Origin of the sequence: Amycolatopsis sp. NPDC088138, from assembly GCF_044741685.1 — a bacterium.
GTDB lineage: Bacteria > Actinomycetota > Actinomycetes > Mycobacteriales > Pseudonocardiaceae > Amycolatopsis.
In genome coordinates, this window is record NZ_JBIUTB010000012.1 from 162,364 (window position 1) to 187,758 (window position 25,395).

The 25,395-nt window shown below is 72.5% G+C and carries 21 protein-coding genes; 7 read left to right on the plus strand and 14 right to left on the minus strand.

Going from position 1 to position 25,395, the window contains the following annotated elements; genetic code table 11:
• Positions 1–115: 115 nt before the first annotated feature.
• Positions 116–3,385 (minus strand): glucodextranase DOMON-like domain-containing protein, encoded by a 3,270-nt coding sequence (locus tag ACIOD2_RS49310; RefSeq protein WP_400553033.1) that lies wholly within the window; start codon positions 3,383–3,385, stop codon positions 116–118.
• Positions 3,386–3,508: 123 nt separating this feature from the next.
• Between ACIOD2_RS49310 and ACIOD2_RS49315 the strand changes: the two genes are divergently transcribed.
• A complete protein-coding gene (locus ACIOD2_RS49315; RefSeq protein ID WP_323326044.1) occupies positions 3,509–3,919 on the plus strand; it encodes an ATP-binding protein in 411 nt (136 codons plus the stop codon).
• 7 nt (positions 3,920–3,926) lie between these two features.
• Here ACIOD2_RS49315 and ACIOD2_RS49320 read toward each other — a convergent pair whose 3' ends face one another.
• From ACIOD2_RS49320 to ACIOD2_RS49345, 6 genes are all read right to left on the minus strand, one after another.
• Positions 3,927–4,658 carry an ANTAR domain-containing protein gene (locus tag ACIOD2_RS49320; RefSeq protein ID WP_400553034.1) on the minus strand — a complete coding sequence of 244 codons (732 nt, stop codon included), beginning with the start codon at positions 4,656–4,658 and terminating at the stop codon, positions 3,927–3,929.
• Between the two features lie 258 nt (positions 4,659–4,916).
• Positions 4,917–5,219 carry an STAS domain-containing protein gene (locus ACIOD2_RS49325; protein WP_400553035.1) on the minus strand — a complete coding sequence of 101 codons (303 nt, stop codon included), beginning with the start codon at positions 5,217–5,219 and terminating at the stop codon, positions 4,917–4,919.
• Positions 5,216–9,307, minus strand: a complete 4,092-nt coding sequence (locus ACIOD2_RS49330; RefSeq protein ID WP_400553036.1) for a SpoIIE family protein phosphatase — start codon at positions 9,305–9,307, stop codon at positions 5,216–5,218. The genes ACIOD2_RS49325 and ACIOD2_RS49330 overlap by 4 nt, the downstream gene beginning before the upstream one ends.
• A 75-nt stretch (positions 9,308–9,382) precedes the next feature.
• The gene (locus ACIOD2_RS49335) at positions 9,383–9,811 is read right to left on the minus strand and encodes an ATP-binding protein (RefSeq protein ID WP_400553037.1); all 429 of its coding nucleotides are present in this window, start codon (positions 9,809–9,811) and stop codon (positions 9,383–9,385) included.
• Positions 9,808–11,385: a PP2C family protein-serine/threonine phosphatase gene (locus tag ACIOD2_RS49340; protein WP_400553038.1), complete on the minus strand. Its 1,578-nt coding sequence runs from the start codon at positions 11,383–11,385 to the stop codon at positions 9,808–9,810. Before ACIOD2_RS49340 ends, ACIOD2_RS49335 begins: the two co-directional genes overlap by 4 nt.
• Positions 11,385–11,738 (minus strand): STAS domain-containing protein, encoded by a 354-nt coding sequence (locus ACIOD2_RS49345; protein WP_400553039.1) that lies wholly within the window; start codon positions 11,736–11,738, stop codon positions 11,385–11,387. The genes ACIOD2_RS49340 and ACIOD2_RS49345 overlap by 1 nt, the downstream gene beginning before the upstream one ends.
• Positions 11,739–11,905: 167 nt before the next feature.
• Here ACIOD2_RS49345 and ACIOD2_RS49350 point away from each other — a divergent pair, with 167 nt between their 5' ends.
• Positions 11,906–12,289 carry an STAS domain-containing protein gene (locus ACIOD2_RS49350; RefSeq protein ID WP_400553040.1) on the plus strand — a complete coding sequence of 128 codons (384 nt, stop codon included), beginning with the start codon at positions 11,906–11,908 and terminating at the stop codon, positions 12,287–12,289.
• Between the two features lie 22 nt (positions 12,290–12,311).
• Here ACIOD2_RS49350 and ACIOD2_RS49355 read toward each other — a convergent pair whose 3' ends face one another.
• Positions 12,312–13,523 (minus strand): PP2C family protein-serine/threonine phosphatase, encoded by a 1,212-nt coding sequence (locus tag ACIOD2_RS49355; protein ID WP_400553041.1) that lies wholly within the window; start codon positions 13,521–13,523, stop codon positions 12,312–12,314.
• 81 nt (positions 13,524–13,604) lie between these two features.
• On the opposite strand from ACIOD2_RS49355, the gene ACIOD2_RS49360 reads away from it, so the two are divergent.
• A complete protein-coding gene (locus ACIOD2_RS49360) occupies positions 13,605–14,279 on the plus strand; it encodes a histidine phosphatase family protein (protein ID WP_400553042.1) in 675 nt (224 codons plus the stop codon).
• Here the strand turns inward: ACIOD2_RS49360 and ACIOD2_RS49365 are convergent.
• From ACIOD2_RS49365 to ACIOD2_RS49375, 3 genes are all read right to left on the minus strand, one after another.
• Positions 14,242–14,961, minus strand: a complete 720-nt coding sequence (locus ACIOD2_RS49365) for an SDR family oxidoreductase (protein ID WP_400553043.1) — start codon at positions 14,959–14,961, stop codon at positions 14,242–14,244. The genes ACIOD2_RS49360 and ACIOD2_RS49365 overlap by 38 nt on opposite strands.
• Before the next feature lie 62 nt (positions 14,962–15,023).
• Entirely contained in the window at positions 15,024–15,869 is an 846-nt protein-coding gene (locus ACIOD2_RS49370) for a helix-turn-helix transcriptional regulator (RefSeq protein ID WP_400553044.1), read from the minus strand.
• Positions 15,870–15,923: 54 nt separating this feature from the next.
• Positions 15,924–17,507 (minus strand): alkaline phosphatase D family protein, encoded by a 1,584-nt coding sequence (locus ACIOD2_RS49375; protein ID WP_400553045.1) that lies wholly within the window; start codon positions 17,505–17,507, stop codon positions 15,924–15,926.
• Positions 17,508–17,659: 152 nt separating this feature from the next.
• Here ACIOD2_RS49375 and ACIOD2_RS49380 point away from each other — a divergent pair, with 152 nt between their 5' ends.
• The gene (locus tag ACIOD2_RS49380) at positions 17,660–19,888 is read left to right on the plus strand and encodes a PHB depolymerase family esterase (protein WP_400553046.1); all 2,229 of its coding nucleotides are present in this window, start codon (positions 17,660–17,662) and stop codon (positions 19,886–19,888) included.
• Here the strand turns inward: ACIOD2_RS49380 and ACIOD2_RS49385 are convergent.
• Together ACIOD2_RS49385 and ACIOD2_RS49390 are read right to left on the minus strand one after the other, a co-directional pair.
• Positions 19,885–20,385, minus strand: coding sequence for a methylated-DNA--[protein]-cysteine S-methyltransferase (locus tag ACIOD2_RS49385; protein WP_400553047.1), 501 nt, complete (start codon positions 20,383–20,385; stop codon positions 19,885–19,887). The two genes, ACIOD2_RS49380 and ACIOD2_RS49385, sit on opposite strands and share 4 nt — an antisense overlap.
• A gap of 15 nt (positions 20,386–20,400) precedes the next feature.
• The gene (locus ACIOD2_RS49390) at positions 20,401–21,309 is read right to left on the minus strand and encodes a glycoside hydrolase family 16 protein (RefSeq protein WP_400553048.1); all 909 of its coding nucleotides are present in this window, start codon (positions 21,307–21,309) and stop codon (positions 20,401–20,403) included.
• 339 nt (positions 21,310–21,648) lie between these two features.
• Between ACIOD2_RS49390 and ACIOD2_RS49395 the strand changes: the two genes are divergently transcribed.
• Positions 21,649–22,824, plus strand: a complete 1,176-nt coding sequence (locus tag ACIOD2_RS49395; RefSeq protein ID WP_400553049.1) for a glycoside hydrolase family 64 protein — start codon at positions 21,649–21,651, stop codon at positions 22,822–22,824.
• A gap of 42 nt (positions 22,825–22,866) precedes the next feature.
• Positions 22,867–23,079, plus strand: a complete 213-nt coding sequence (locus tag ACIOD2_RS49400; RefSeq protein ID WP_400553051.1) for a hypothetical protein — start codon at positions 22,867–22,869, stop codon at positions 23,077–23,079.
• Between the two features lie 338 nt (positions 23,080–23,417).
• Here ACIOD2_RS49400 and ACIOD2_RS49405 read toward each other — a convergent pair whose 3' ends face one another.
• The gene (locus ACIOD2_RS49405; protein ID WP_400553052.1) at positions 23,418–23,921 is read right to left on the minus strand and encodes an ATP-binding protein; all 504 of its coding nucleotides are present in this window, start codon (positions 23,919–23,921) and stop codon (positions 23,418–23,420) included.
• A gap of 227 nt (positions 23,922–24,148) precedes the next feature.
• On the opposite strand from ACIOD2_RS49405, the gene rho reads away from it, so the two are divergent.
• A complete protein-coding gene (rho, locus tag ACIOD2_RS49410) occupies positions 24,149–25,213 on the plus strand; it encodes a transcription termination factor Rho (RefSeq protein WP_400553053.1) in 1,065 nt (354 codons plus the stop codon).
• Positions 25,214–25,395 lie beyond the last annotated feature (182 nt).

A 25,395-nucleotide genomic window follows, 5' to 3' on the forward strand; every position in this document is an offset into this window, starting at 1 on the left:
TCCCCGTTCACCCGCCTGGCGAGCGTCGCCGAGCAGCTGTGTCCTGATTGGGCGGGGCAAACACCAGCACTCAGCCCACCAGCACTCAGCCCACCAGCACTCAGCCCACCGGCACTCAGCCCACCGGCACCCCGCGCACCGCGACCGGGCCGCGAGTCGGGTCCAGCTCGGCGGCTTGGTCCACGCCCGCCGGGGTCAGGACGTCCAGCGCCTTCGGCGCCGTGGCCGGGTCCGCGGTGCACACCGGGGACGTTCCGCCCGCCGCGCACAGGCCGAACGTGTACTGGCCCGCCGTCGGAGTGAAGGGCCTCGCCTGGTCGGGGGAGTTGCCGTCCTGGCCGGTGAGGACCACCGCGAACGTCCAGCCCGCGGCCGGGGTCCCGAACGCCGACTTCGCGACGCTCACCGTGATGTACCGCGTCGCCTGCGAAGCCTGGACCGATGGTGTCGCCAGCGCGGCTCCCGAAGCGTCCACCAGCGACGGGTCGGCGAAGCCTTGGACTTCAAGGCGGCGGCTCCACGCGTCGGACGGGGCGATCGTGTACGCCCGGGTCGGGAACGGCGGCGCGGTCGACGTGACCGTCGCGGCCGGGTCGTGGGCGTAGATCGTCAGGAGCTGGGCGCCCAGGGGGGAGCCGAACGTCGGGGACAGGTCGCGGACCTGGGCGCGGAACACCAGAGTGGTGCCCGAGTCGATGACCTGGAACCGCTGCAGGTCGAACGCGCCCGCGTGGAAGTCCGTCGCCGTCGGGTAGGTGTACGTGCCCGGGCCGGTGTCGTCACCGTCCGGGTCGGTCTGGTCCAGCAAGACCGTGCCGGTGACGAAATCCGAGCTGATCGTCCGCTGCGCGTAGCCCGTGCCGGCACCCGTGGCCGTCGCGGTGACGACGTTCGCGCCCAGCGGGGTCGGGACCGTCGCGGCGAAAGTGCCGGCTGCGGAAGCGCGCACCGAAAGGACCGTGGTCGTCCCGGCGTCGGTGGCCGAGACGGCCAGGTCGACCTGGCTGCGCGCGGGTGCGGTGCCCGTGACCGCGGCCGTCGCGGTCGAGACCGACGCGGGCGCGTCCAGGGTGACCGCCAGCGCCGCGGGCGGGGCGTGGGTGACGTAGCGGTTGCGGACGTCGGCGGGCTGCTCGGGCAGCTTGCCGTCCGCGACGGCCCGGGCCAGGCGGACCGACTGGGACTGGGCCCAGCTCAGCGGCGCGACCGAGCCGACCGACTGGCCTGGTGTGAAGCCGATGGAGGCGGTACGCGGATCCGTGCCGTACGGCGACGCCGGCACCGCGGGGTTCTCCCAGATCTGCTCGGGAATCAGCCCGGTCCCGCCGGTCTGCGCCCGCATGGCGCGCAGCAGCGCCGCGGCGCCCGCGCGGTCGCCGGTCTGCACGGCCTGCTCACCACGCTCCCCGGCGAGCACCGGCCAGAGGTGCCCGGACCCGGTGTTGGTCGTCGGCCACGGGGTGCCGGTCGGGGCGCAGTTCGTCGGGTCGGGCTCGTAGCAGTCGCCGTAGCCGTCTTCGCTGCCCGGCGCCGACGTGCCGTAGCGGTACCAGCCCGGCCCGGCCGGGGTGTCCCGCTTGATCACGCGGTCGACGACGGCCAGCGACGCCGTGACGTCCGGGTCGTTCGCCGGCAGCACGCCGAGGCGGGTCAGCTCGAGGAACCCGGCGTCGACGACGGCGCGCTGGTCGGCGTCGACCGAGCCGTTGCCCAGGTTGTAGATGTACTCCGAGTTCGGGTCGCCGTTCTTGGTCAGCCGCAGGAAGTACCGGCCGCCGTAGGGACCGGTGGATGTCACCGTCCAGCCCTTGATGCTGCGCTGGAACTGGTCGGCGGTGGCCCGGTAGACGCGGGCGCGCGCCGGGTCGCCGTTGCGGTCGGCGATGACGCCTGCGGCGACGAGGCCGGCGATCTCCGCGGCGATCGTCGAGGGGGAGTAGCCGCCCTGTTCCTCCCAACGCTCGGAGCCGAACGACGGGCCGTGCGCCACCACGAAGTCCGCGGCCGCCCGGATGTGGTTCGTGTACAGCGTCCGGTCGCGGTCCAGGCCGGCCTGCAACGCCATGAGGATCGGGTACGCGCTTTCGTCGAGCTGGTCACCGCCGGAGTCGGGCGCCTTCTTGCCGTTGAGCAGCGAGTTGCGCGGGAACCGGCCGTCCGGCTGCTGCTGGCGCGAGAACAGCCACCGCACGCTCGCCCGCGCCGTGTCGCGGTCGCCGGCGGCCAGCAGGCCGGAGAAGCTTTCGTAGAGGTCGCGGGCGAAGATCTCGCGGTAGGAGCCGAAGTAGACCGGCTTGCCGCCCGGCGCGTCACCCGCGGACACCGCCTGGCCCCACGGACTGCCGAGCGACGCGACCACCGCGCCCGGGAACGTCTTGTCCTCACTGGCCTTCAGGACGTTGGCCGACTGGTAGTACGCGTCGGAATCCTTGCCGCGCAACGGGTTCAGGCCCTTGTCGTAGTCCTGCCAGCCGCGCGCGTAGTCGCGGTAGCTCTGGTCGAACGGCGTGCGCAGGCTCGCCCCGGCCGTCGCGACGGCCGCGCGTGCGTCGGCGCCGAAACCCAGCGCGAGCACGGCCGGGCGGCGCGGGGCCAGGTCCAGCTGCGCGGTCTGCACCACGTTGCCGTTCACCGCCGACGGCGTCGTGTCGGTGAGGCGGTGGTCGCGGTCCAGCTGGGCCAGCCCGTCACCGGCCGTGCCGGCGAACCCGCTCGAGGTATTCAGGAACCGGTGGTCGGCGCGCAGCGCGGCGGCCAGGGGAGTGCCGTAGTCGCGGGCGGGCGCGCTGGAGACGGTGTTCGTGTCCGCGCTGACCAGGGCGGACGTCGCAGCGTCCACGGTGGCCGTGTCGCCGCCGCCGTTGGCCTCGCCGCCACCGCCGTTGCCGTTGATGCTCGCGTCGAACCGCACGTAGACCTTGAGGTCCCGGCCGGAGTCCCGCAGCGGCTCGAGGCGGGTGCGGATCAGCACGCCGGTGCGCGCCGGGTCGGCCAGGTACTCGGTGACCAGCCGGTACCTGCCGCTGCGCGGGGTCGACGTCACCTCGCAGGCCATCCCGCCCGCGCTGGTCCGGACCGTGTAGGTCATGTCGCGCGCCTGCAGGTCGGTGAAGCTGCGGCCGTCGGTGACGGCGAACTGCAGCGTCTCGACGTTCGTGTTGTCGATCACCGGCGCGTAGACGTCCGAGAGGACGCCGTTCGCCACGGTGAACCACGCCTTGCTGGTCGTGTTCCGCGCCGTGCCCAGGCAGTCCTTGCGGGCCAGGCCGAAGTGCGAGACGGCGCCCGGCCCGGGATCGGCGGCGGCCGAGGCCACCGGGGCGGGCAGGAGGGTGGCGGCGGCCAGCACCGCGCACAGCACCACGGACGACGTCGACCGAGTCATCGGGTCATCCGATCACGCCCGCCCGCCGCGCACCAGGTCCGAACGCACCATGCTCGCGGTGAACCGCTGATTGAGAACCTCGGCACGTGGGTAGCAATCCACCAGTCCCCCGAGGAGGTGAATGTGGAAGAGCACGGAACGGACGGGTGGCGCTACCGCGGCACCATCTCCCCACGCACGCTGCCGGGTCTGCGCCGCCATCTCATGTCGTGGCTGCGCCGGAGGGCGGGCGACGAGGTGAGCAGGCAGGCCGAAGACGTCGTGCTGGCCTCCTGGGAGGCCATGGCGAACGTGCTGGACCACGCCTACGGAGGCCGGCCGGGACAGATCGACGTCCGGGCCCGCATCGACGACCAGGTGCTGATCATCACGATCGCCGACGAAGGCAGCTGGCAGGCACTGGAAGAGAAGGGCGGCCGCGGTCGTGGCCTGCGCCTGATCCAGGCGCTGGTGGACGGCCTCGACCTGCGCTCGACCGACGACGGCACGGTCATGACCCTGACTTGGCCGTTCCCGGTCCGGCGTAGCGCATAGGACCGGGTCAGCCCGGCGAGCCACCGGCGGACAGCTCCGCGACGAACCGGGTCGCGACGTCCCGCAGCTTCACGTTGCTGCGCTGGGACTCGGTGATCAGGCGCTGCATGGCTTCGTCGGCGGAGATCCGGTGCACGGCCATCAGGATGCCCTTGGCCTGCTCGATCACCGCCCGCGATCTCATCGCCGCCTCGAGCTCGACGGCCCGCTGCCGGGCGTGGTGGTAACGGCGCGTCGTGCGCAGCCCGAACGTCACGATCGTGGTGTAGAGCTTCAGCAGCTGGGAGTCGGTTTCGGCGAAGCCGTGGCCGCCGTGGCCGAAGAGGTTCAGCGCGCCGCCGAGGTGCTCGTCGACGCGCAGCGGCGCGGCGAGGTAGCTGCCGACCCCGATGCTCGTGGCGTAGTCGGTGAACTCCGGCCACACCCGCCCGGCGGTGGCGAGCGGGACCCGGACGATCTCGCCGGTCGACGCCGCCTGCAGGCACGGGCCTTCACCCGCCGCGTACTGGACGCGGTCGATCTCGACGGCGCGGTCGTCGGTGGCGGCCGCGGTCTCGGGCTCGCCGTCGCGGATCGCGGTGATGCTGGCCATGTCGGCGCCGGGGATGGCGCGGACCGCCTCCGCGCAGACGACTTCGAGGATCTCCTCGGCGGGTTCGCTCTCCAGGGCACCGGTGAGGTCCGCCATGGCGGCGGTCAGCTCGTCGAGGTCTTCGGCCGGGATCGGCGCACCGCTCATGCTCATCTCCGTCCGGGCGGCTGCGGTCAGGTTTCGAACCGCTGCTGCTTCAACGGATCCGGCGAAACCCTACCCGCGCCGGTCGCGACTTCCGCAACACTGGGCCCGGTACGGCGGTGGCACCGGCCCGGGCTCGCTGCTGAACACCGTGGGTTGGCTGCCGAGAAGCCACCTAACGACCACCGGCAGTGCAACCCACCCTCCGACCGTCGCTGCCCCTCGCGTACCCAGGCGCGGCCGATCCCAACCCCTGCGGGCTCAGCGGATCGTGACCTTCGCGACCCGGGTGAGGCCCGACACCTGCAGAACGCGGGTGAGCAGCCGCGGCGCGACCAGCCGGAGGTCGTGCGCGTCCGCGCGGTCGAACAGCACGGCGACGCCCGCGCTGTCGAGGTAGGTCACCGCGGTGAGGTCCACCGTGACGGCGGCGCCCGCCGCCAGCTCGCGGTCGAGCGCGGAGCCGAACTCCGCGGCGTTGCTCATGTCGATCTCGCCGGTCACGGTCAGGATCCGGTCTCCTTCGTCGCCCGGACCGGGGTCCAGCGTGAGTGCCGTCGTCACGAACCGATTCTCCATTCCAGGGTGACGGTGGTGCCCTCGGTGTCGTGCCGGATGGTGACCGCGTCGGCCAGCGCCTCCATCATCGGCATGCCGCGCCCGCGCAGCACGTGGTTGTCCGGTGGCGGCTGCTTCCAGCGGCCGTGGTCGGCGATCGTGACGACCAGGTGCGCGCCGGTGAGCCGCACGGACAGCTGCGCGTTCGGCCCGGTCCCGCCGGTGTAGGCGTGCTCCACGGCGTTGGCGCAGGCCTCGCCGGCGGCGACGAGTACGTCCTGCTCGAGGTCCTCGCCGAGGCCGGCGTCGGCCAGCCACGCCCGCAGCCAGTGCCGGGTCGAGGCGAGGCTCTCCGGGTGCGCCGCGAACTCCATGGTCAGCGGCGGCACCGTCCGGCGGTAGAGCAGCAGCGCGACGTCGTCCTCGTAGCCGTCGGCCGGCCGCAGCGAGCTCATCAGCGTGCTCGCCAGGTCGGAGAGCTCGGCGTCGTGCGCGTCGTGGGCGACCCCGGTCGCGCGGTCGATGCCGTCGTCGAGCGGCTCACGGCGGCGTTCGACGAGCCCGTCGGTGTAGAGCATCAGCAGCGAGCCGACGGGGACGACCGCGGTGGCCTCCGGCCGGGCCTCGGGGACCCGCACCGCGAGCGGGACGCTGCCGCCGGCGTCGAGGGACTCGGCCGTGCCGTCCGGGTGGATCAGGGTCGCGGGCGGGTGCCCGGCGCTGCTGTAGGTGAGGGTGCCGGTGGCCGGGTCGAGCACACCGCAGAAGACGGTGGTGCACAGCGCGTCCGGCACCTGCAGGGCGAAGCGGTCCAGCGCGGTCAGGGTGTGCGACGGGCTGCTGGCCTCGAGCAGCAACGCCCGGCAGGCGCTGCGCAGCTGGCCCATCACGGCCGCCGCGGACAGGCCCCGGCCGACGCAGTCGCCGACCACGATGCCGATGCGGTCGTCGTCGAGGGTGATCACGTCGTACCAGTCACCGCCGACCTCCAGGGGCGGTGTCGCCGGTTCGTAGCGCACCGCGAACCCGTCCGGGAGCCGGGCGGGGCCGAGGATCGAGCGCTGCAGGGCGAGGGCGACCTCGCGCTGCCGGTCGTCGCGGTGGGCGCGGCGCAGGGCGTGCGCGAGCGTGCCGGCCAGCAGGGCCAGCAACGTCTGGTCCTCGGTGCCGAGCGGCCGCCCGGCCGCGGGCTCCACCCAGAGCGTCAGCTGCCCGTCGGGGTGGTCGAGGGTGGTGCCGACGGCCGATCCCGCCGGTGCCGCGTGCAACGCGGGCAGCGAGCGGATCCGGTCGAGCGTCGCGCGCACCGGCGCGGCGAGCCCGGTCCACCGCCGGTCGGCGGGATCGGTGGAGACCAGCTCGGGCTCGCCGATGCGAGGCCAGGTCACGGCGAGCACCCGCTCGGCCCGCCACAGGTCGCGCAGCAGCGCCACCGCGGCGTCGAGGACGTCCGGGACGCCGCTCAGCCCGGCGAGGCGCTGGTTCATCGCCGCGAGCGCGCTTTCCCGCTGCACGGCGTAGCGCTCCGCGGTGACGTCGCGGATCGTGCCGACGAGCCGGCGGCGGCCTTCGTCGTCGTGCAGCACGTTGTAGGTGGACGCGGTCCACACGCGGTGGCCGTCGCGGTGCCGCATCGGCAGCACGAAACTGCCGCCGGGCTCGGCCTTGGTCCGCGCGAGGGCGTCGAGAACCTGCTGGTGTCCCACGGGATCCGCGTCCGCGACCGGCAGCCAGGGGAACGGCTGGGTGTAGGGCAGGCCGTCCGCGCCGTACCCCAGCAGCTCGGTGAACGCGGTGTTGATCTCGACGATCCGCCCGTCGGCGTCACCGACGAAGAACCCCTCCTGCAGCGAGTCGATCATCGCCGCGCGCCAGCGTGCGTGCTGCGTGCGCAACCGGGCGAGCTGGAGCGTGGTGCGGACCCTGGCCAGCAGTTCCCGCGCGGAGAACGGCTTCACGAGGTAGTCGTCGGCGCCGGCGGCCAGCCCGTCGACCGCGGCTTCCTGCCCGGCCCGCGCCGAGAGCAGGAGCACGGGGACGGCGGCCGTGCGCGGGTCGCCGCGCAGTTGCGCCAGCAGCTCCAGGCCGTCCATCCGGGGCATCATCACGTCGCTGACGATCAGGTCCGGCGGGTCGGCGGCCGCGGCGGCCAGCGCCTCGACGCCGTCACGCACGGACGTCACGGCGTACTCGTCGCGCAGCAGCCGGGCGAGGTAGTCGCGCATGTCGGCGTTGTCGTCGGCGACCAGCACCCGCGCGCCCGCCGTCCCGGCCGGGACGGTGACCGGCTCGTCGTCCGGCCCGGGGAGCCAGCGCAGGGCTTCCGCGACGAACGGCTCCACGGTCTCCACGGCGATCCCGGCGCGCACGGGCCCGGGGGCGACCTGGTCGGCGGGCAGGTGCCGGGTACCCAGCGGCAGCCGGATCCGGAACGCCGTGCCGGCGCCGGGGGTGCTGTCCGCGGTGATGTCGCCGCCGTGCATGCCGACCAGCTCGCGCACCAGCGCCAGGCCGATCCCGCTGCCCTCGTCCGAGCGCGCCCGCGCCGAGGAGATCCGGTGGAACCGCTCGAACAGCCGGGGCATCTCGTCGGCGGCGACGCCGATCCCGGTGTCGGACACGGTCACCACGGCGTGGTCGCCGTCGCGGCCGGTGTGCACCCGGATGGTGCCGTCGAAGGTGTACTTGACCGCGTTGGACAGCAGGTTGAGGACGACCTTCTCCCACATCCCGCGATCGACGTGCACCGGCTCGCCCACGGGCTCGCTCTCGACCTCGAACGCCAGCCCGGCCCGCTCGACCGCGGCGCGGAACACACTCGCCAGCTCCGAGGTGAACTCCGGGAGGCCGACCGGCTCGAACCGGGCCTGCATCCGGCCCGCCTCGATCCGGGAGAAGTCGAGCAGGTTGGTCACCAGCCGCCCCAGCCGCAGGGCGCTGCGGTGGATGACGTCGATCTCCTCGCGCACCGCCGGATCGGCGTCGCCGAGCTTTTCCCGCAACTCCGCCGCGGGCCCCAGGATCAGCGTGAGCGGCGTCCGGAACTCGTGGCTGACGTTGGAGAAGAACGTCGTCTTCGCCACGTCCAGCGCGGCCAGCTCCTCGGCGCGCTCCTGCTGGACCTGGTAGGCGACGGCGCCGTTGACCAGGGCCGTGGTCTGCTGGGCGACCAGCCCGAGGAACGTCCGGTAGGACTCGTCGACGGCGTGCCCGGCGCTCGCCGCGAGCACGATCACCCCGGTGGCCGGGCCGCCCGCGTCCCCCGGCAGCGGCAGGACCACGGCTTCGGCGGGTGGTTCGGACCACTCGCCCGACGGCAGTTCGCCGAACTTCGCGGTCAGGCCGGACACGGTGCGCGGGACGCCGTCGGCGAGCACCTCGGCCAGCGGCCAGCCTTCCGCGTCCCCGGAACCGCCGGGGGTGACGGCGGCGAGCGCGAGCTCGCCGGTGCCCGGCCGGCGGACGTGGATCGCGGCGTACGGGACGTCGGCCCCGGCGCGGCCCAGCACGTCGGCCACCAGTTCGCACGCTTCGGCGACGGTGCGGGCGATCCCGGCCCGCGCGCCCAGCTCGCGCAGCGCGGCGAGCCGGCGTTCGCCGATCACGCGCTCGGTGCTGTCGGTGCAGGCGGTGAACACCGCTTGCACCGCCCCGCTGTCGTCGTGCAGCGGGCTGTAGGAGTACGTCCAGTACGTCTCTTCCCAGTAGCCGTGCCGGTTCATCGGCAGCAGCATGTCCTCCGACCAGGTCGCCTCGCCGGTCTCCATCACCCCGGCCAGCATCGGCCCGATGATGTGCCAGATCTCGGACCAGACCTGCGCACCCGGCTTGTCGAGCGCCGGGTGCTTGGTGCCGAGCAGCGGCAGGTAGGCGTCGTTGTAGAGGAACCGCAGATCGGGTCCCCACCAGACGATCATCGGGAAGCGGGACGTCAGGCAGATCCGCACCGCCGTCGTCAGGTTCGGCGGCCAGTCCTCCGGACGGCCCAGCGGTGACGAAGCCCAGTCGAACTCCCGCATCCGCGCCGCCATCCGGCTGGTTCCGGGGAACAGGCCCGGAAACGCGGGGCGGGGGGATTCCTCGGCGACGGTCATCACTCTCCCGGATCGGGGACCCCGGAAAGCCTACCCGGGGCCCGCCGGGCGCGCCGGTTGCCACCGGCCGCGGTGTCAGGCCGGTGCGAGGCCGTCGGACCAGCTCATGGTGATCGTCGTGCCGTCCTCGCGGTGGACCTGGGCGCACTGGTCGGCGAGGCTGTCGATGAGCAGGAGCCCGCGGCCCCGCAGGCCGTTCGTCGGCACCGGGGCCCGCCAGTTCCCGTAGTCGGTGACCGTGACGGTCAGCCGTCCCGCCAGTGACTCGGCCCGCACGTCGACGTACCCGGCTTCCCGGTCGCGGTAGGCGTGTTCGGCGGAGTTGGCCATCGCTTCGTAGCCGGCGAGGACGACGTCCTCCACGCGTTCGTCGTCCAGGCCGAGCGTGCGCACCCAGTCGGCCAGCGCCTCGCGCAGCTCCGGCAGCCGGTCGGCGAGCGCGACCGTGCGCCGGTGGAACGACGTCGGGGAGGTGGGGGCGCCCGGGGGGAGGGGGTCTGTCATGTGCCGTCCTCTCCGCGGTGACGCACGTGGATCAGCGCGATGTCGTCGTCGTGTCGCCCGTGCGTGAGCTCCTCGACGAGGGCGTCCCACGCCGCGTCGAGGTCGGTGGCGGCCAGCACGCCCGGGATACCCGCCAGCAGCCATTCGATGCCCAGGGTGAGGTCGCGGGTGCGGCTCTCGACCAGGCCGTCGGTGTAGAGCACCAGGTCGGCGCCCGGCGGGAAGGTGGTGCTGCGCTGGGGGAACTCCGAGCCGACGCCCAGCGGTTGCGCCAGCGCCTCGCCGAGCTGTTCCGCCTCGGCACCGGGCCGGACCAGGATCGCCGGCAGGTGCCCGGCGTTCGCGTAGGTCAGCGTGCCGTCCGGGTGGTGGACGGCGTAGAAGCAGGTGACGAAGCTCGCGCCGAACAGCCCGCCGGTCAGCTCCGAGACGTTCCGCAGCACCTCCGACGGCGCCAGCTCCAGCAGGGCGTAACACCGGATCGCCGTGCGGACCTGGGCCATCACGGTCGCGGCGGTGACGCCGTGCCCGACGACGTCGCCGATCACGAACGCGGTCGCGCCGGACGGGAGCCGGAACACGTCGAACCAGTCGCCGCCGATCTTCGTCCCGGTGGCCGCGGGCAGGTACCGGGTGAGCACGCCGAGGCCGGGGATCTCCGGCGCGACCGGCAGCATGCTGCGGGACAGCTCGGTGACGAGGGTGCGTTCCCGCTCGTAGAGGCGGGCGTTGTCCAGCGCGATGGCGGTGTAGCCGGCGATGCCCTCGGCGAGGTACTCGTGCCGCTCGGTGAACCGGCCGGTCTCGGGGTGGCCGAAGAAGAAGCCGCCCAGCACCTCGCCGGTGGTCGGGCTGATCGCCGAGACCGCCAGGTAGCTGCGGACGGGCAGGTGCCCCTCGGGCATCCCGCGGTAGGGCGCGTTCTTCCCGAACCGGGGGTCCGCGGTGATGTCGGGGCTGCGGACGGTGCCGGTGCCGTCGAAGGTCGGGCCGAACACCGCGGTGTTGCGCGGCATCGGGAACCGCTCGAACGCCTCCCGCGGCACGCCCGAGAGCGTGTAGAGGGTGTACGACTCGCCGACATCGTTGACGAGGTTGTAGAAGAACGCGCCGAAGCCTGCGCCGGTCGCCTTCGTCGCGGCGTCGGTCGCGTCCTGCACGATCCCGCCGAGGTCCAGCTGGGCGGTCAGCTGCCGGCCCACCGAGTGCAGCGCGTCGATCACCGCGGCGTCACCCTGCAGCCGCAGCACGGTGTCCGCGAGGTCGGCGGTGGCGGCCTGGACGGCGGCGGCGACGGCCTCGGGCAGGCCGCCGACCTCGGCGCCGGTGTAGACCAGCGTGCCGCCGTCGTGACCGCCGGTGACCGCGACCGCGGCGGTGACCGCCCGGCCCGGCAGCAGGCCCGCCAGGACCGCGGGTTCGGTCACGGCCGCCGTGACGCCGTCGCCGAGCAGGGCACGGGCCTCGGCCGCGCCCAGCGGCCTCAGCTCGGTGCCGACCGGCCGGCCCGCCCCGTCGACGAAGGCCCGGCGCACGGCGTCGAGTACGGCGTCGAAGTGGGGCGGGGGCGGCATCAGGGACTCAGTGCGTCGGTCAACGACGGGAAGATGGCGAGCTCGTCGGTCAGCCGCGTCAGCTCCAGCGGGCGCAACGTGATCCGGCCGTTCGCCACCACCCGCAGCGGGGCGGCCCCGGAGTCGCCGCGGTGCGCCCGCACCAGCTCGGCCATCCCGGCCGAGGCCAGGAAGGTGACGTCGGTCAGGTCGATGACCAGCATCGCGGGTTGCTGACGGGAAGCGCGGTCGGCGAACTGCCGCAGCTTCGGCGCGAGAGCGAGGTCGAGGGCGCCGCTCACCCGGAGCACCGCCGCGCCTTCGCGGTGCTCCAGGACGACGGTGCCCGCGGCACTCGCGTCCGTTTCGGCCATGGTCACCATCCTGCCTGTTCGCGGGCGCGACGCAAACCCGGAGGGTGCTGACGCGGCGGGAGCGCGGTGCTACGGGCATGATTGGTCCTGGTTGAGCAGACAGCCTTCGTGATCAAGCGCGCCCGCCGGAGCTTCCGGCGTCGCCGCCGAGGGCGGGAGAGAACACCATGACCGAGAACACCCACACTGCGGGCTCTCCGGCTGCTGTGCCATTCGGGGCGTTCAGGATCGCCCGAACGGAGCAGGACGGCGCGGTCGTCCTCGACGTCTCCGGGGACGTCGACACCACCACCGCGCCCGCCGTGGTCCAAGCCGCGGACGAAGCACTGGCCGCGGCGCCGAGACTGCTCGTGGTCGACCTGAGCAACGTCGAGTTCCTGGCGTCGCCGGGGCTGACCGCGCTGCTGATGATCCACCGCAACGCCGGGCCGGGCACCGCGGTGCGGATCGTCGCGACCGGCCGGGCCACCCTGCGGCCGATCCAGCTGACCGGGCTCGAGGACAGCCTTTCGCTGTTCCCGACGCGGGAGGCGGCCCTGACGGAGTCCTGACCGGCGCTTCGGAGGGCGTGCTTCAGAGGGCGTGGCGGTGGACGACGAGCAGGGCGACGTCGTCCTGCGCCGGCCGGGAGCCGATCATCGTGGCCATCACCCGGGCGCACACGCGCTCGGGTTCCCCGGCCCGGACCGTGGCCGCGAGTTCGGTCATGCCGTCGTCCACCGGCCGGTCGCGGCGCTCGACGAGCCCGTCGGTGTAGAAGGCGAGCACCCCGTCGACCGGCAGCTCGACGACGGTGGTGCGCCGCTCGGGCCGTCCGATGGACAGGCCGATCGGCGGGTCCACCGGCGTCGTCACGAGCTCGCCCAGCTCACCCGGGCGCGCCAGCACCGGCGGCAGGTGCCCGGCCAGCGACAGCCGCAGTGACTCCCGCAGCGGGTCGATGATCCCGTAGGCGACGGTGGCCATCGCGCCGTGCTCGAAGTGGTTGGCCTTGCGGTCGAGCTTGCCGAGCGTCTCGGCCGGGTCGTCGCAGTCGAGGGCGTAGGCGCGCAGGGCGCTGCGCAGCCGTCCCATGATCACGGCCGCCTCCAGGCCGTGCCCGGAGACGTCGCCCATCACGACGCCGACGCGGTCGCCCGGCAGCGAGAAGAGGTCGTACCAGTCGCCGCCGAGCCCGGTCTCCGCGCCGGGGACGTACCGGGCGGCGAAGGCGAGGCCGGGCAGGTCGGGCAGGACGTCCGGCAGCAGGCTGCGCTGCAGCGCCATGGTCGCGGCGCGGTTCTCCTCGAGCGCCTCGACCTGGATCGCCATGGCGAGCCGGTCGGCGAGCAGCTGCAGGGTGCCGATCTCGGCCTCGGAGAACCGCCGCTCCCGGACCGACCCGACGTGCAGCACGCCGACCAGGTCGGCGCCGACGACCATCGGCACGCCGAGCATGGAGCGCAGGCCGCGTTCCCACAGCAGGGAGTTCACGACGGTGGTCTCGTCGACGTGGTCGAGCACGACGGGTTCCCGGTCGAGGGCCACCCGGCCGGCGAACCCGGTGCCGACCGGCACGCGGACCCCCTGGTGGACCTCTTCTTCGATGCCCACGGCCGCGATCGCCACGAGCTGCTGCCCGCCCGGCTGGTACCGGAGCACGGTCGAGGTGTCGACCTTCAGCACCTCGCGGACGCGGTCCAGCGTCTCGGTCAGCACCGTGGTCAGCCCGAGGTGGCCGGAAGGGGCGCCGAGGATCGACTCCAGCAGCTGCAGCCGGTCCTGGCCGTCGAGGCTCCGCGACATGGACCGACCCTAGCCGGACGTCTTCGGCGGGCCCAACCATCCCGGGTTTCGGCCGCGGGTGTCGGGGGGTACCAGCCGCGCGTGAAGGTCGACCTGGAGTGGGTGGGGTTGCTGCGGCACGGCGAGAGCACGGGCAACGTGGCCCGCGAGGAGGCGGAGGTGGCGGGCGCCGACGTGATCGACCTCGCCGAACGCGACGCCGACGTGCCGCTGACCGCCCTGGGCCGGGACCAGGCCGAGGCGGCGGGGGAGCTGCTCGCCGGGCACCCGCCGGACGTCGTGGTCACCTCGACCTACCGCCGGGCCTGGGACACCGCCCGGCTGGCCGCGCCCGCCGGGGTGGCGATCGTGCCCGACGAGCGGCTGCGCGACCGCGAGCTCGGCGTCCTGGACCTGCTGACCACCCGTGGTGTCCGCGAGCGCTGGCCCGAGGAGGCCCGGCGCAAGCAGCGCCTCGGCCGGTTCTACTACCGGCCGCCGGGCGGCGAGTCCTGGGCCGACGTCGTGCTGCGGGTGCGGCCCCTGCTCGCCGAGCTGAGCGCCGAGCGGCCGGGCGCGCGTGTCCTGTTCTGCGCGCACGAGATGACGGTGTTCGCCCTCCGGTACCTCCTGGAGGGCGTGCCGGAACCCGACCTCATGCGCGCGGCCGCCGTCACGCCGGTCCCCAACGCCTCGCTGACGACCTGGGAGCGTGACCGCGACGGCGGCTTCACGATGGTCACCGCTGGGCGGTCGGCCGGACCACCAGCTCGTTGACGTCGACGCCGTCCGGCTGCCCGATCGCGTACGAGATCGCCCCGGCGATGGCGTCCGGCGGCATCGCGTGCGCGCGGTAGGCGGCCATCGCCTCCTTCGCGCCCGCCTCGGTGATCGTGTCCGCCAGCTCGGACTCCACGACACCCGGCGAGATCGTCGTGACGCGCAGGCTCGGGTCGGACTCCAGGCGCAGGCCCTCGGTGATCGCCCGGGCCGCGTACTTGGTGGCGCAGTAGACCGCCGCCGTCGGCACCACCTCGTACGCGCCGGTGGAGGCGATCGTCACGAAGTGGCCGGATCCCTGGCGCTGGAAGTGCGGCAGGGTCGCGGCGATCCCGTGGAGCAGGCCGCGGACGTTCACGTCGAGCATCCGGTCCCACTCCTCGACGTGCAGGGAATCCAGGCGGGACAACGGCATCACGCCGGCGTTGGCGACGAACACGTCGATCCGGCCGTGCTCACGCACCGCCGCGTCGGCGAAGGCGGCGACGTCGGCGCGGTCGGTGACGTCCAGGCTGTGCACGTCGGCCCGGCCGCCCGCCGCCCGGATCTCCCCGGCGAGCGCCTCGAGACGGTCTTTCCGCCGGGCGCCGAGCACGACGTGGTGGCCTTCGGCGGCCAGCCGCACCGCGGTGGCGTGGCCGATGCCGCTGCTGGCACCGGTGATGAGGACGACCTTCACGGATCTTTCCTTTCCAAGGGTTTTCGGGCAGCACGAACTAGACTGTCCATTGTGGAATTGGCTCAGCGGTTGACGTTCTGCCGAGCGCTTTCGGTCGTCAGGCTGCCCAGCAGCGTCAACGCCGCTTCCGACGGGCTGCCCGGCTCCGCCTGGTAGACGACCAGCTGCTGCCCGGGCGCGCTGTTCACCGTCAGCGCCTCGTAGCTCAGGGTCAGGTCACCGACCAGCCGGTGGTGGAACCGTTTGGTCTCCTGGGTTTTCTGCCGGATGTCGTGACGCGCCCACAGTGTGTGGAACGCCTCGCTCTTGACCGACAGCTCGCCGACCGTCTCGATCAGCAGCGGGTCGTCGGGGTCGATCCCGGCCGCCGCCCGCAGGCCGCCGACGGTGTTGACCGCGACGCGCTCCCAGTCCGGGTAGAACTCGCGCGCGTCCGGGTCGAGGAACACCAGCCGGACCAGGTCGCCGCTGTGGGTGTGCCCGTCGAACAGCGCCTTGCCCAGCGCGTTGTGCGCCAGCACGGTCAGGCACCGGCCGAGGACGACGGCGGGGGTGCCCGGCCAGCCGTCCATCAGCCGCAGCAGGTTCGGGCCGACCTGCTCACGCCGTCGCGGACGGCGCCGGGGCGCCGCGGCCGGGCGGCCCAGCCGGTGCAGGTGGTCGGCAGCCTCGCCGTCCAGGTCCAGCGCCCGCGCCAGCGCGTCGAGCACCTGCGCCGACGGGTGCCGTTCGCGGCCCTGCTCCAGCCGCACGTAGTAGTCGGTGCTGACGCCCGCCAGCAGCGCGACCTCCTCCCGGCGCAGCCCCGCGACCCGGCGCCCGCTCCCGGCGGGCAGGCCGAGATCGGCCGGGCGCACCTGCGCGCGGCGGGCCCGGAGGAACTCCCCGAGTGCGGTCTCCTTGGCCATGATCCGAGGCTAACCCGGATCCCGCGGGGGAGGGTGGCCGCGCCGCACCCACCCTCAGGTGAGCCGGATCGTCGCCCCGTCGGCGAGCCCGTCGCCGTCGGGCTGCTGCAGCGTGGCCCACGCCGTGCGCCCGTCGACGTCCAGCGTCATCACGGCGTTGCCGAAGTGCGGGCCCGAAACGCAGCTCCACGTCAGGTCCGTGGGCGGGACACCGGCGCGGCGCGCGAACCACCCGGTCAGCCGGGTCAGCCACCGGGCCCAGCCGAGCCGGAACACGCGGTTCATGTACCAGGGCACGGTGTTGTGCATCGGCGAGCAGGTGAGCTGGTGCACCGGCGCCTTGTGCTCGGATGGGAACTCGGCCCGCGCGACGTAGGCGTGGTGGACGTCGCCGGAGAGCACGTTGACCGAAGCCGCGCCGTCGTCGGCGACCCGGGCCAGGAGCTTCCCCAGCCGGTCGAACGACGTGCGGAACGCCGGCCAGTGCTCGAGGTCGGCGAACTGCCGGAACCACTCGGCCGCCCGGCCGAGCAGGCCCGGCCGCTCGCAGAGGCGCTCGTTGACCGACTGGGCGTACGACAGCGCGGTCGGCAGCAGCCACGGCAGCGACGTGCCGACCATCAGGTGGTCGAACTCGCCGGCGGCCTGCTCCTCGATCCAGGCGAACTCGTCCTCGCCGATCATCGCGCGCACGCCGCCTTCGAGGATCCGCCCGGCCCGCGAGTCGATCACGAGCAGCCGGACCGGGCCGAAGTCGCGCCGGTAGGACCAGCGGGTGCCCTTGGCGCCGTCGGCCTCCCGGTCGGCGTGGTCGGCGAACGCGCGCAGCAGCTCCGCGTTGTCCGTCCCGGACGTGCTGACCTGCTGGAACGTCTTGTCCGACGCGAGCTCGTCCGGCCCGAGGTTGCCCAGGTGCTGGTAGATCCAGTACGAGACCAGCGCGCCGCGGATGCGTTCGGGCCACCATGACGTGCGGGCCATCTCCGCCCGCCAGGCCTGCGAGGTGTTCCAGTCGTCGCGGACGTCGTGGTCGTCGAAGATCATCGACGTCGGCAGCGTGGACAGCAGCCAGCGCACGGCCGGGTCGGACCAGGCCTCGGAGTAGAGGTGGCAGTACTCCTCGAAGTCGGCGACCTCGGTGCCGGGCGGCTGCGCCGTGTCCCGCCGGCTCTTGAGCCACTCCTGCGTCGCGCCGGTGGTCTCGTCGGCGTACACCTGGTCACCGAGCAGCACCAGCGACTCCGGCCACTCCTCCTCGTCGAGCCGGGCCATCCGGCGGGCGTAGGCGGCGAGCGCGTCCTGCCCGAGGGCGTCCTGCTCGCGCGGCTTGCGGCAGGAGCCGAACACCAGCCGGAAGCGGGAGTCCCCGGGGGAGAGGGTGCGGATCCGGCTCGGCGGCAGCTCACCGCCGGGTTCGGGCCAGACGACGTCACCGTCGAGCCGGACCTCGTACGGCGTGCTCCGCGCCGGTTCGAGGCCGGTGAGCACGACCAGCCCGTAGTGGTGGCCGGAGACCTCGAACGTGCGGGCCGAGGCGTCGCCGGCGCCGACCTCGCACGGGCCGTCCGTCTCGACCCAGATCGTCGCCGAGGTGTCGTCGACGTGCCGGAGGAGCGGGCCCAGCAGCAGCGCGGTCATCGGCTGATCCTCCCAGAACCGCGCCGCCCCGGCTGATCGGCTCCGGAGCGCGGTCGAAAGGTTCCGAAACGTGGCGAAAGTCGTTGACCGGCTCGCCGCCGGCGGCCAACGATCGTCTTGCTGCGCGCCCTGCTCCCCGGAAGGAACCCCGAGTGAGAAGACTGCTCACTGTGCTGCTGGCCGCCGTCGTGCCGGTGGTCGCCGCGGTCGTGCTGCTCGCCGCGCAGCCCGCGTCCGCGGCGTCGCTGACCCGCGTGACCGGTTTCGGAAACAACCCCAGCAACCTCAACATGTACACCTACGTCCCGGACCGGGTGGCGACCCGGCCGGCGCTGCTGGTCGCGCTGCACTACTGCAGCGGTTCGGCTTCGGCCGTCTTCAACGGCTACGCCCGCGACTACGTCACCGCGGCCGACCAGTACGGCTACGTCATCGTGTTCCCGGAGGCCACCCGCAGCGGCACCTGCTTCGACGTCTCCACGCAGCAGGCGCTGACCCGCGGCGGCGGCAGCGACCCGGTCGGCATCCTCTCGATGGTCGACTACGCGAAGCAGCACTACAACGTCGATCCGTCCCGGGTCTACGTCACCGGGTTCTCCTCGGGCGCGATGATGACGAACGTGCTCGCGGCGGAGTACCCGGACGTGTTCGCCGCGGGTTCGGCCTTCATGGGCGTGCCCGCCGGCTGCTTCGCCACCACCGACGGGTCGGGTTGGAACTCCCAGTGCGCCAACGGCCAGGTGACGAAGACCGCTCAGCAGTGGGGCGACCAGGCCCGCCAGATGAGCGGCGGCCGCAGCGGCCCGTTCCCGCGGATGCAGCTGTGGCACGGCACCGCCGACGACACCCTGCGCTACCCGAACTTCGGCGAAGAGGTCAAGCAGTGGACCAACCTCGCCGGGGTCAGCCAGACGGCGTCGACGACCGACCAGCCGCAGTCCGGCTGGACCCGCGCGCGGTACGGCGGCTCCGGCGTCCAGGCGCCGGTCGAGGCGATCAGCGTCCAGGGTGCCGGCCACACGCTGCCGCAGAGCGGCATGGTCGGCTACGCGATCTCGTTCCTCGGCCTGAACAGCGGCAGCACGACCACCACGCCGCCGCCGACCACGACGACGTCTCCGCCGCCCGCGGCGGGCACCACGCTCGGCAGCGCGGCGGCGCGGACCGGCCGGTACTTCGGCACGGCCGTCTCGGCGAGCAAGCTCTCGGACAGCGTCTACACCGGGATCCTGAGCCGTGAGTTCAGCATGGTCACGCCCGAGAACGAGATGAAGATCGACGCGACCGAGCCGAACCAGGGCCAGTTCTCCTACACCAGCGCCGACCGGATCGTGGCGCAGGCGAAGTCCCAGGGTGCCCAGGTCCGCGGGCACACGCTGGCCTGGTACTCGCAGCAGCCCGGCTGGATGCAGAGCATGGAGGGCTCGTCGCTGCGCACGGCGATGCTCAACCACGTCACGCAGGTCGCGACCCACTACCGCGGCCAGCTCTACTCGTGGGACGTGGTGAACGAGGCGTTCGCCGACGGCAGTTCCGGCGCCCGCCGCGACTCCAACCTGCAGCGCACCGGCAACGACTGGATCGAGGCGGCGTTCCGCGCCGCGCGGGCGGCCGACCCGGGCGCGAAGCTCTGCTACAACGACTACAACACCGACGACTGGGCCCAGGCGAAGACCCAGGCCGTGTACCGCATGGTCCAGGACTTCAAGAGCCGCGGCGTGCCGATCGACTGCGTCGGCTTCCAGTCGCACTTCAACAGCGCCAGCCCGGTGCCGTCGAACTACCAGACCACGCTGCAGAACTTCGCGAGCCTCGGCGTGGACGTCCAGATCACCGAGCTGGACATCGAGGGGTCGGGTACCGCGCAGGCGAACAGCTACCGCACGGTCACCCAGGCCTGTCTCGCCGTGGCCCGCTGCAACGGCCTGACGGTGTGGGGCATCCGGGACACCGACTCCTGGCGCGCGTCCGCCACCCCGCTGCTGTTCGACGGCAGCGGGAACAAGAAGGCCGCCTACACCGCGGTCCTCGACGCCCTGAACGGCGGCACCACCACGCCGCCGCCCACGACGACCACACCGCCGCCGACGACCACGACCCCGCCGCCGTCGGGCGGGTGCACCGGGACCTACACCAAGACCGCGGAGTGGAACGTCGGCTTCAACGGCCAGGTTGCGGTGTCCGGCTCGAATAACTGGGTGCTCACGATCACCTTCCACGCGCCACAGAAGGTCATCGGCAGCTGGAACTACACCGGCACCTGGGACAGCACCGGGTACGTGCTGACCGCCCGGCCCAACGGGAGCGGCAACGTCATCGGGTTCACCGTCGAGCACGGCGGGAACCTGACGGCGCCCACCGTGACCTGCTCGGCGAGCTAGAACAACCGGCCGACCTCGTCCGCGGGCGGTTCCTCCAGGCTCAGGAGGAACCGCTTGCGGGTGAGGCCGCCGGCGTACCCGGTCAGGCCGCCGCTCGTGCCGACCACCCGGTGGCACGGCACGATCACGCTGATCGGGTTCCAGCCGTTGGCGTTCCCGACCGCCTGCGCGGCGCCGGGGTCGCCCAGCTCGGCGGCCAGCTGCCCGTAGGTGCGGGTTTCGCCGTACGGGATCTTCGTGAGCAGCGCCCAGACCTGCTTCTCGAACGCCGAGCCGCGCGGCGCGAGCTCGAGGTCGAACTCGCGCCGCGTGCCCGCGAAGTACTCACGGAGCTGCGCTTCCGCGGCTTCGAAACCGTCGTCGACCCGGGGCCCGTGGTCGACGAGGCGCGGGGTGCGCAGGTGGCCGTCGAAGTACAGGCCGAGCAGCGCGGCACCCTCGCCGACCAGGGTCAGCGGTCCCACGGGTGAGTCGATGACGGTGTGCCGGACGCTCATGGCGCCAGCCTAGCGTCAGCTGGTGCTGACCTTGACCGAGAGCGAGTCGATGCTCATTTCGGCGCCCGGGGTGATGTCGGCGGACGGGCTCGTGCAGCCGCAGACCTTGTTCGGGTACGAGCCGCCGATGGCGACGTCGAAGATGACGAAGAACCCGTGGTCGACCGCGGCCTGCCAGGTCGCGTCGGACACCTGGTTCTGCTTCACGGAGTAGGTCTGGTTGCCGTCGAGGTAGAAGCGCAGCTCCTCCGCGGCGGCGTCCCGGCGGTCCACCACGACCGAGTAGGAGTGGTAACCGTCCTGGCAGCCCGGGCAGTCCTGCAGGTCGCTCGTGATGCCGTCCGGGTCGTGGCACTCGCCCTGCCACTGTCCACAGTGGAACGTGGTGGAGTGCTTGCTGAGCGCGTTGACGTCCTCCATGATGTCGAGCTCGCCGATGCTCGGCCAGTTCGTAGCGCCGACCGGCCGCGCGTCGGCGCCCATCGCCCAGAACGCCGGCCAGTAGCCGAGCCCGCTCGCGGGGGACGGCTGCTTGAGCGTCGCGCTGATCTCCGCCTGCCCGCCGGCCGGGGCGCCGAAGTCGGTCCGCTGCGTCTCGATCCGCCCGGACGTCCAGTTGCCCGCGGCGTCGCGCACCGGCTTGATGGCGAGGTGGCCGGCGCCGTCGTGGTAGACGTTCTCGGTCGAGTCCGTCGCCGTCTCGATCTCGCCGGTGCCCCAGGCGCCCGCGCCGCCCGGGTAGCCGGTTCCCTTGTCGTAGAGCCAGTCCTGGGCGTTCAGGCCGGTGCCGGCGGCGCCGTCGAAGTCGTCCTGGAACACGGTGGTCCAGGTCTCCGCGGCGGACGTCGTCGCGGGCGCGAGGAAGGGCAGTGACAACGTTGCCATCACGGCGGTCAGACGCAGGAAACGCTTGCTGGGCTGCATGGGGTCCGCTTTCTCTGTGCGTAGGCCGGAAAAGGGGAGGCGTCCACCTGCGAGGCCGTCCACTCTCACCCCCGGTTTCCGGGGAAGTCAAGGCCCCTGCCCGGAATTACCCGCGACCCGGTACCCGGGGGCACTGCCGCACCGGGATTGTTTGAAAAAACTCCGTGCGGGGCACCGCGCGCCGGATGCGACGGTGGTCTAGACCTACCTTGGAGGGGTTGTCAGGCCCCGCAGGCGGCGTTCATAGTTTGTTGGCGTCCACAACGAACTGCGAGCGCGGCCGGTGCGTCCATTATGGAGCACGCCGCGTGTTCCGGTCATCCTCAAAGTGGAGGAATCATGATTTCGCGCCGCTCGTTCCTGAGCCTCTCGGCGGCCACGCTCGCCACCGCCACCGTGCTGCCCCTGGCGGCACGCACCGCCTCCGCGGCCACGCCCGCGACCTTCGGTCTCAAGCTGGTGAACAACTCCGGCTCCGGAACCGTGTACGCCTACGTGACCGGCACGACCCCGGACGGCCGGCTGGTCCTGCTGCGCGCCGACGGCTCGCCGTACTACCCGGACTCGCCCGGCGCCGCGCACACGCCGCTGCCGGAGGACTGCGCCATCCCGGTCGGTTCCGGGGCCCAGGTCTCCGTGCCCAAGATGGGCGGCGCGCGCGTGTACGTCGTCACGGACGCGAAGCTGGACTTCTTCCTCGACCCGGGGCCGGCCCTGGTGCACCCGAGCTTCCTGAACCCCGACGACCCGAACTTCCAGAAGAACTGGTCGTTCAGCGAATTCACGTTCAACGACGAGCAGCTGTTCGCCAACATCAGCTACGTCGACTTCGTCGGCATCCCGATGGGACTGTCGCTCACGACGTCCGGCTCGGGCACGAAGACCGTCAACGGCCTGCCTTCGGGCTCACTCGACGCGATTTCTTCGGAATTGACGGCGCTGGGCGGGAACTGGCCGGGCCTGGTGCAGACCGGCGGCGGCGGGAACCTGCGCGCGCTGTCCCCGCACCACCACGCCGACCAGTTCGGCGGGTACCTGGACGGTTACATCGACCAGGTCTGGCAGAAGTACGAGGGCACGGACCTCGTCGTGGACTCGCAGAACCCGGGGCTGGGCACGTTCACCGGGCGCGTCAGCGGCGGCCAGCTGGTGTTCGGGGCCGAGTCGTTCGCGAAACCGGCCACGGCCGACGTCTGGAGCTGCGACAGCGGCCCGTTCGCCATCCCGCAGGGCGCGAGCGACGCGCGCAAGAGCATCGTCCCGCGCCTGGCGGCGGCGCTGAACCGCACGACGCTGCTGGACAACGCCAACCAGCCCACGGCGGAGGACCCGGCGAAGTTCTACCAGGGTGACGTCACCAACCACTACGCCCGCATCGTGCACTCGAAACTCCCCGACAACCGGGGCTACGCCTTCCCGTACGACGACGTCAGCCCCGGCCCGGACTTCAGCGGCGCGGTGTTCGCGGGCGACCCGGACGTCCTGACGATCACGGTGGGTGCCACTCATGGCTGAGCCCGTGCGAAAACTGTCGGTGGTGACGGTTAGCCTCATGACATGAAAACGGACGACGCGACGGTCCCGGCGGACCAGCTGACCAAGGGCCAGTGGTTCTGGCACGAGCCCGCGCCGGGGCTGCCCGCGTGGCAGCTGCAGGTGAATTCCGCGGACATCCTGGAGGATTCCGTCGAAATCTTCACCACGGACGAGGAGCGCGAACTGGTTTCGTACCCGCGCAACCGCCTGGTCCGGCTGGCCGGCGCGGCCTGAGATTCCCTGGAGCGCGGTGGGCCGAGGTCCGGCTCACCGCGCTTCACCGCTTTCCGGGCTTGGTCACGCACCGCGACGCTCTCATTGAGCGATGTTGAGGTGACTGACGGTATCGGCCCGGTATTTTCTGCGCTGCGGCGTTCTCTTGTCTTGCTCTATTCCCCAGTTCGCGGCAGCCGCTCGTCGGCGAACTTGCCGTTTCGTTCGAGCGGGTCGGCAGGTCATCGGCAAGGTCTCGAACCGATCTCGCGCGGACGTGCCGTCCGGTCCTGCCGCCGGCTTGAGTCTCCGGTGTGCCCGCTTCGGCCACTCCCGGCTGAGCAGGCCGCCGGGCCGGCTCAGGCCGCTCCCGCGTCCCGCAGGGCCGCCGGGCGCCAGGTCATGCGGATTCGTGTGCCCTGCTCGCCGGTGTCGATCTCGGACTGGTCCGTCACCTTGTCGATCAGCAGCAGGCCGCGGCCGCCGGAGGTGCGTACGGCCGCCGAGCGGGGGCGGGTCGCCGGGATACCGCAGCCGGTGTCGGTGACCGTCACCATCACCGCGTCACCCACCCGGGTCGCCTGCAGGCGGGCCCAGCCGCGGCCGTCCGGGTAGGCGTGGGCCGCCACGTTCGCCAGCGCCTCGTAGGTCGCCAGCGTGATGTCGTGCGTGCTCTCCGGGTCGAGTGGCAGCTCGGACAGCCAGCGGATCAGCTTGCGGCGCAGGTCGGCGACCTCGTTGGGCAGTGCCGGAGCGAGCTCTTCGAAGGTCGAGGTGACCACGGTCCCCAGGGGCAGGCGGCCGGGGGAGAGGGTCCCGGCGTCGGCGGTGTCGACCTCGGGTTCGGGGGTATGTCGTTGCACGATGTGCTCCCATCCGTCGGCGACGTTCAGCGTGTTCCCCTGAGACCTACCCACCGCCACGGGTTCTCACGCGTTGTGTTCCGCGGAAACTCCGGCTACAGTGAAGGTGCTCCTCACGGATGTCGGCCTCTGGCCGCCCGGAGGAAGCTCCCTCGGATCCAGGCCGATCGGCCTCTTTCCTTTCACTTCACGGCCCGTCCCGGCCGTTCCCCTTTCAGGAGAAAATCATGCCTTTTCACGGAATCCTTGACGTACAAGGAAAATCCGCCTTCGTCCGCGCCGGCTACCGGCGCGCCGACGGCGACATCACCCTGCCGCTTTCCGTCGTCCGCAAGCACAAGCTGCGCACCGGCGACGAAATCACCGGCACCGCCGAAGAAATCATCAGCGTCGACGGCGCCAACCCGGCCGCCCCGCGCCCGCACTTCGAGGACCTGGTCCCGGTGCACCCCGACGAGCGCCTGCTGCTCGAAACCACGCCGGCGCGGGTGCTGACCCGGGTCATCGACCTCGTCACCCCGATCGGCAAGGGCCAGCGCGCGCTGGTCGTCTCACCGCCGAAGGCGGGGAAAACCACGGTGCTGCGCGAAATCGCGCACGGCATCGCCACCAACCACCCCGAGTGCCGGCTGATGGTGCTGCTTGCCGACGAGCGCCCGGAGGAGGTCACCGAACTGAGCCGGACCGTGCGTGGGGAGGTGATCGCGTCCACTTTCGACCGGCCGCCCGCCGAGCACGTCGCGGTCGCGGAACTCGCGGTCGAGCGGGCCAAACGCCTGGTGGAGCGCGGAGAAGACGTCGTGCTGCTGCTCGACTCCCTGACCCGGCTCGGCCGCGCGTACAACCTTTCGGCGCGCCCCTCCGGCCGCACCCTGTCCGGCGGCGTCGACGCGGCCGCCCTGCAGCCGATGAAGCGCATCCTCGGCGCGGCAAGGAATGTGGAGGGCGGCGGCTCCCTCACGATCATCGCGACAGCCCTGGTGGAAACCGGCTCCCTGGCCGACACGGTGTTCTTCGAGGAGCTGAAGAGCACCGGCAACGCCGAGCTCAAGCTGGACCGCCGCACCGCGGAACGCCGCGTCTTCCCGGCGGTCGACCTGGCCGCCTCCGGCACCCGGCGCGAGGAACTGCTGGTCACCCCGGGCGAACTCGCCGCCATGCGCGACGTCCGCCGGGCCCTGCAGGGCCCGCACGCGGTCGAGCAGCTGCTGGACCAGCTCCGCAAGACAGGCTCGAACGCCGAGTTCCTGCTCCGCGTGACGGGCGCCGCATCGCTGCCCGAGGCCGCCTGAGCCCGCTCGGCCACCGCGCCGCTGCCCGAGGCCGCCTGAACCCGCTCGGCCGCCGCGCACCCGCCGAGTTGCCCTTGTTGCTTGCGCGGCCGCCGTGCTCGCCTCGGCTGGAGCACACGAGTCGGTACACACGCTGTGGCCACTCAAAGGCTGAGCGCCCGCCGACCCGGGCCAGGATCACC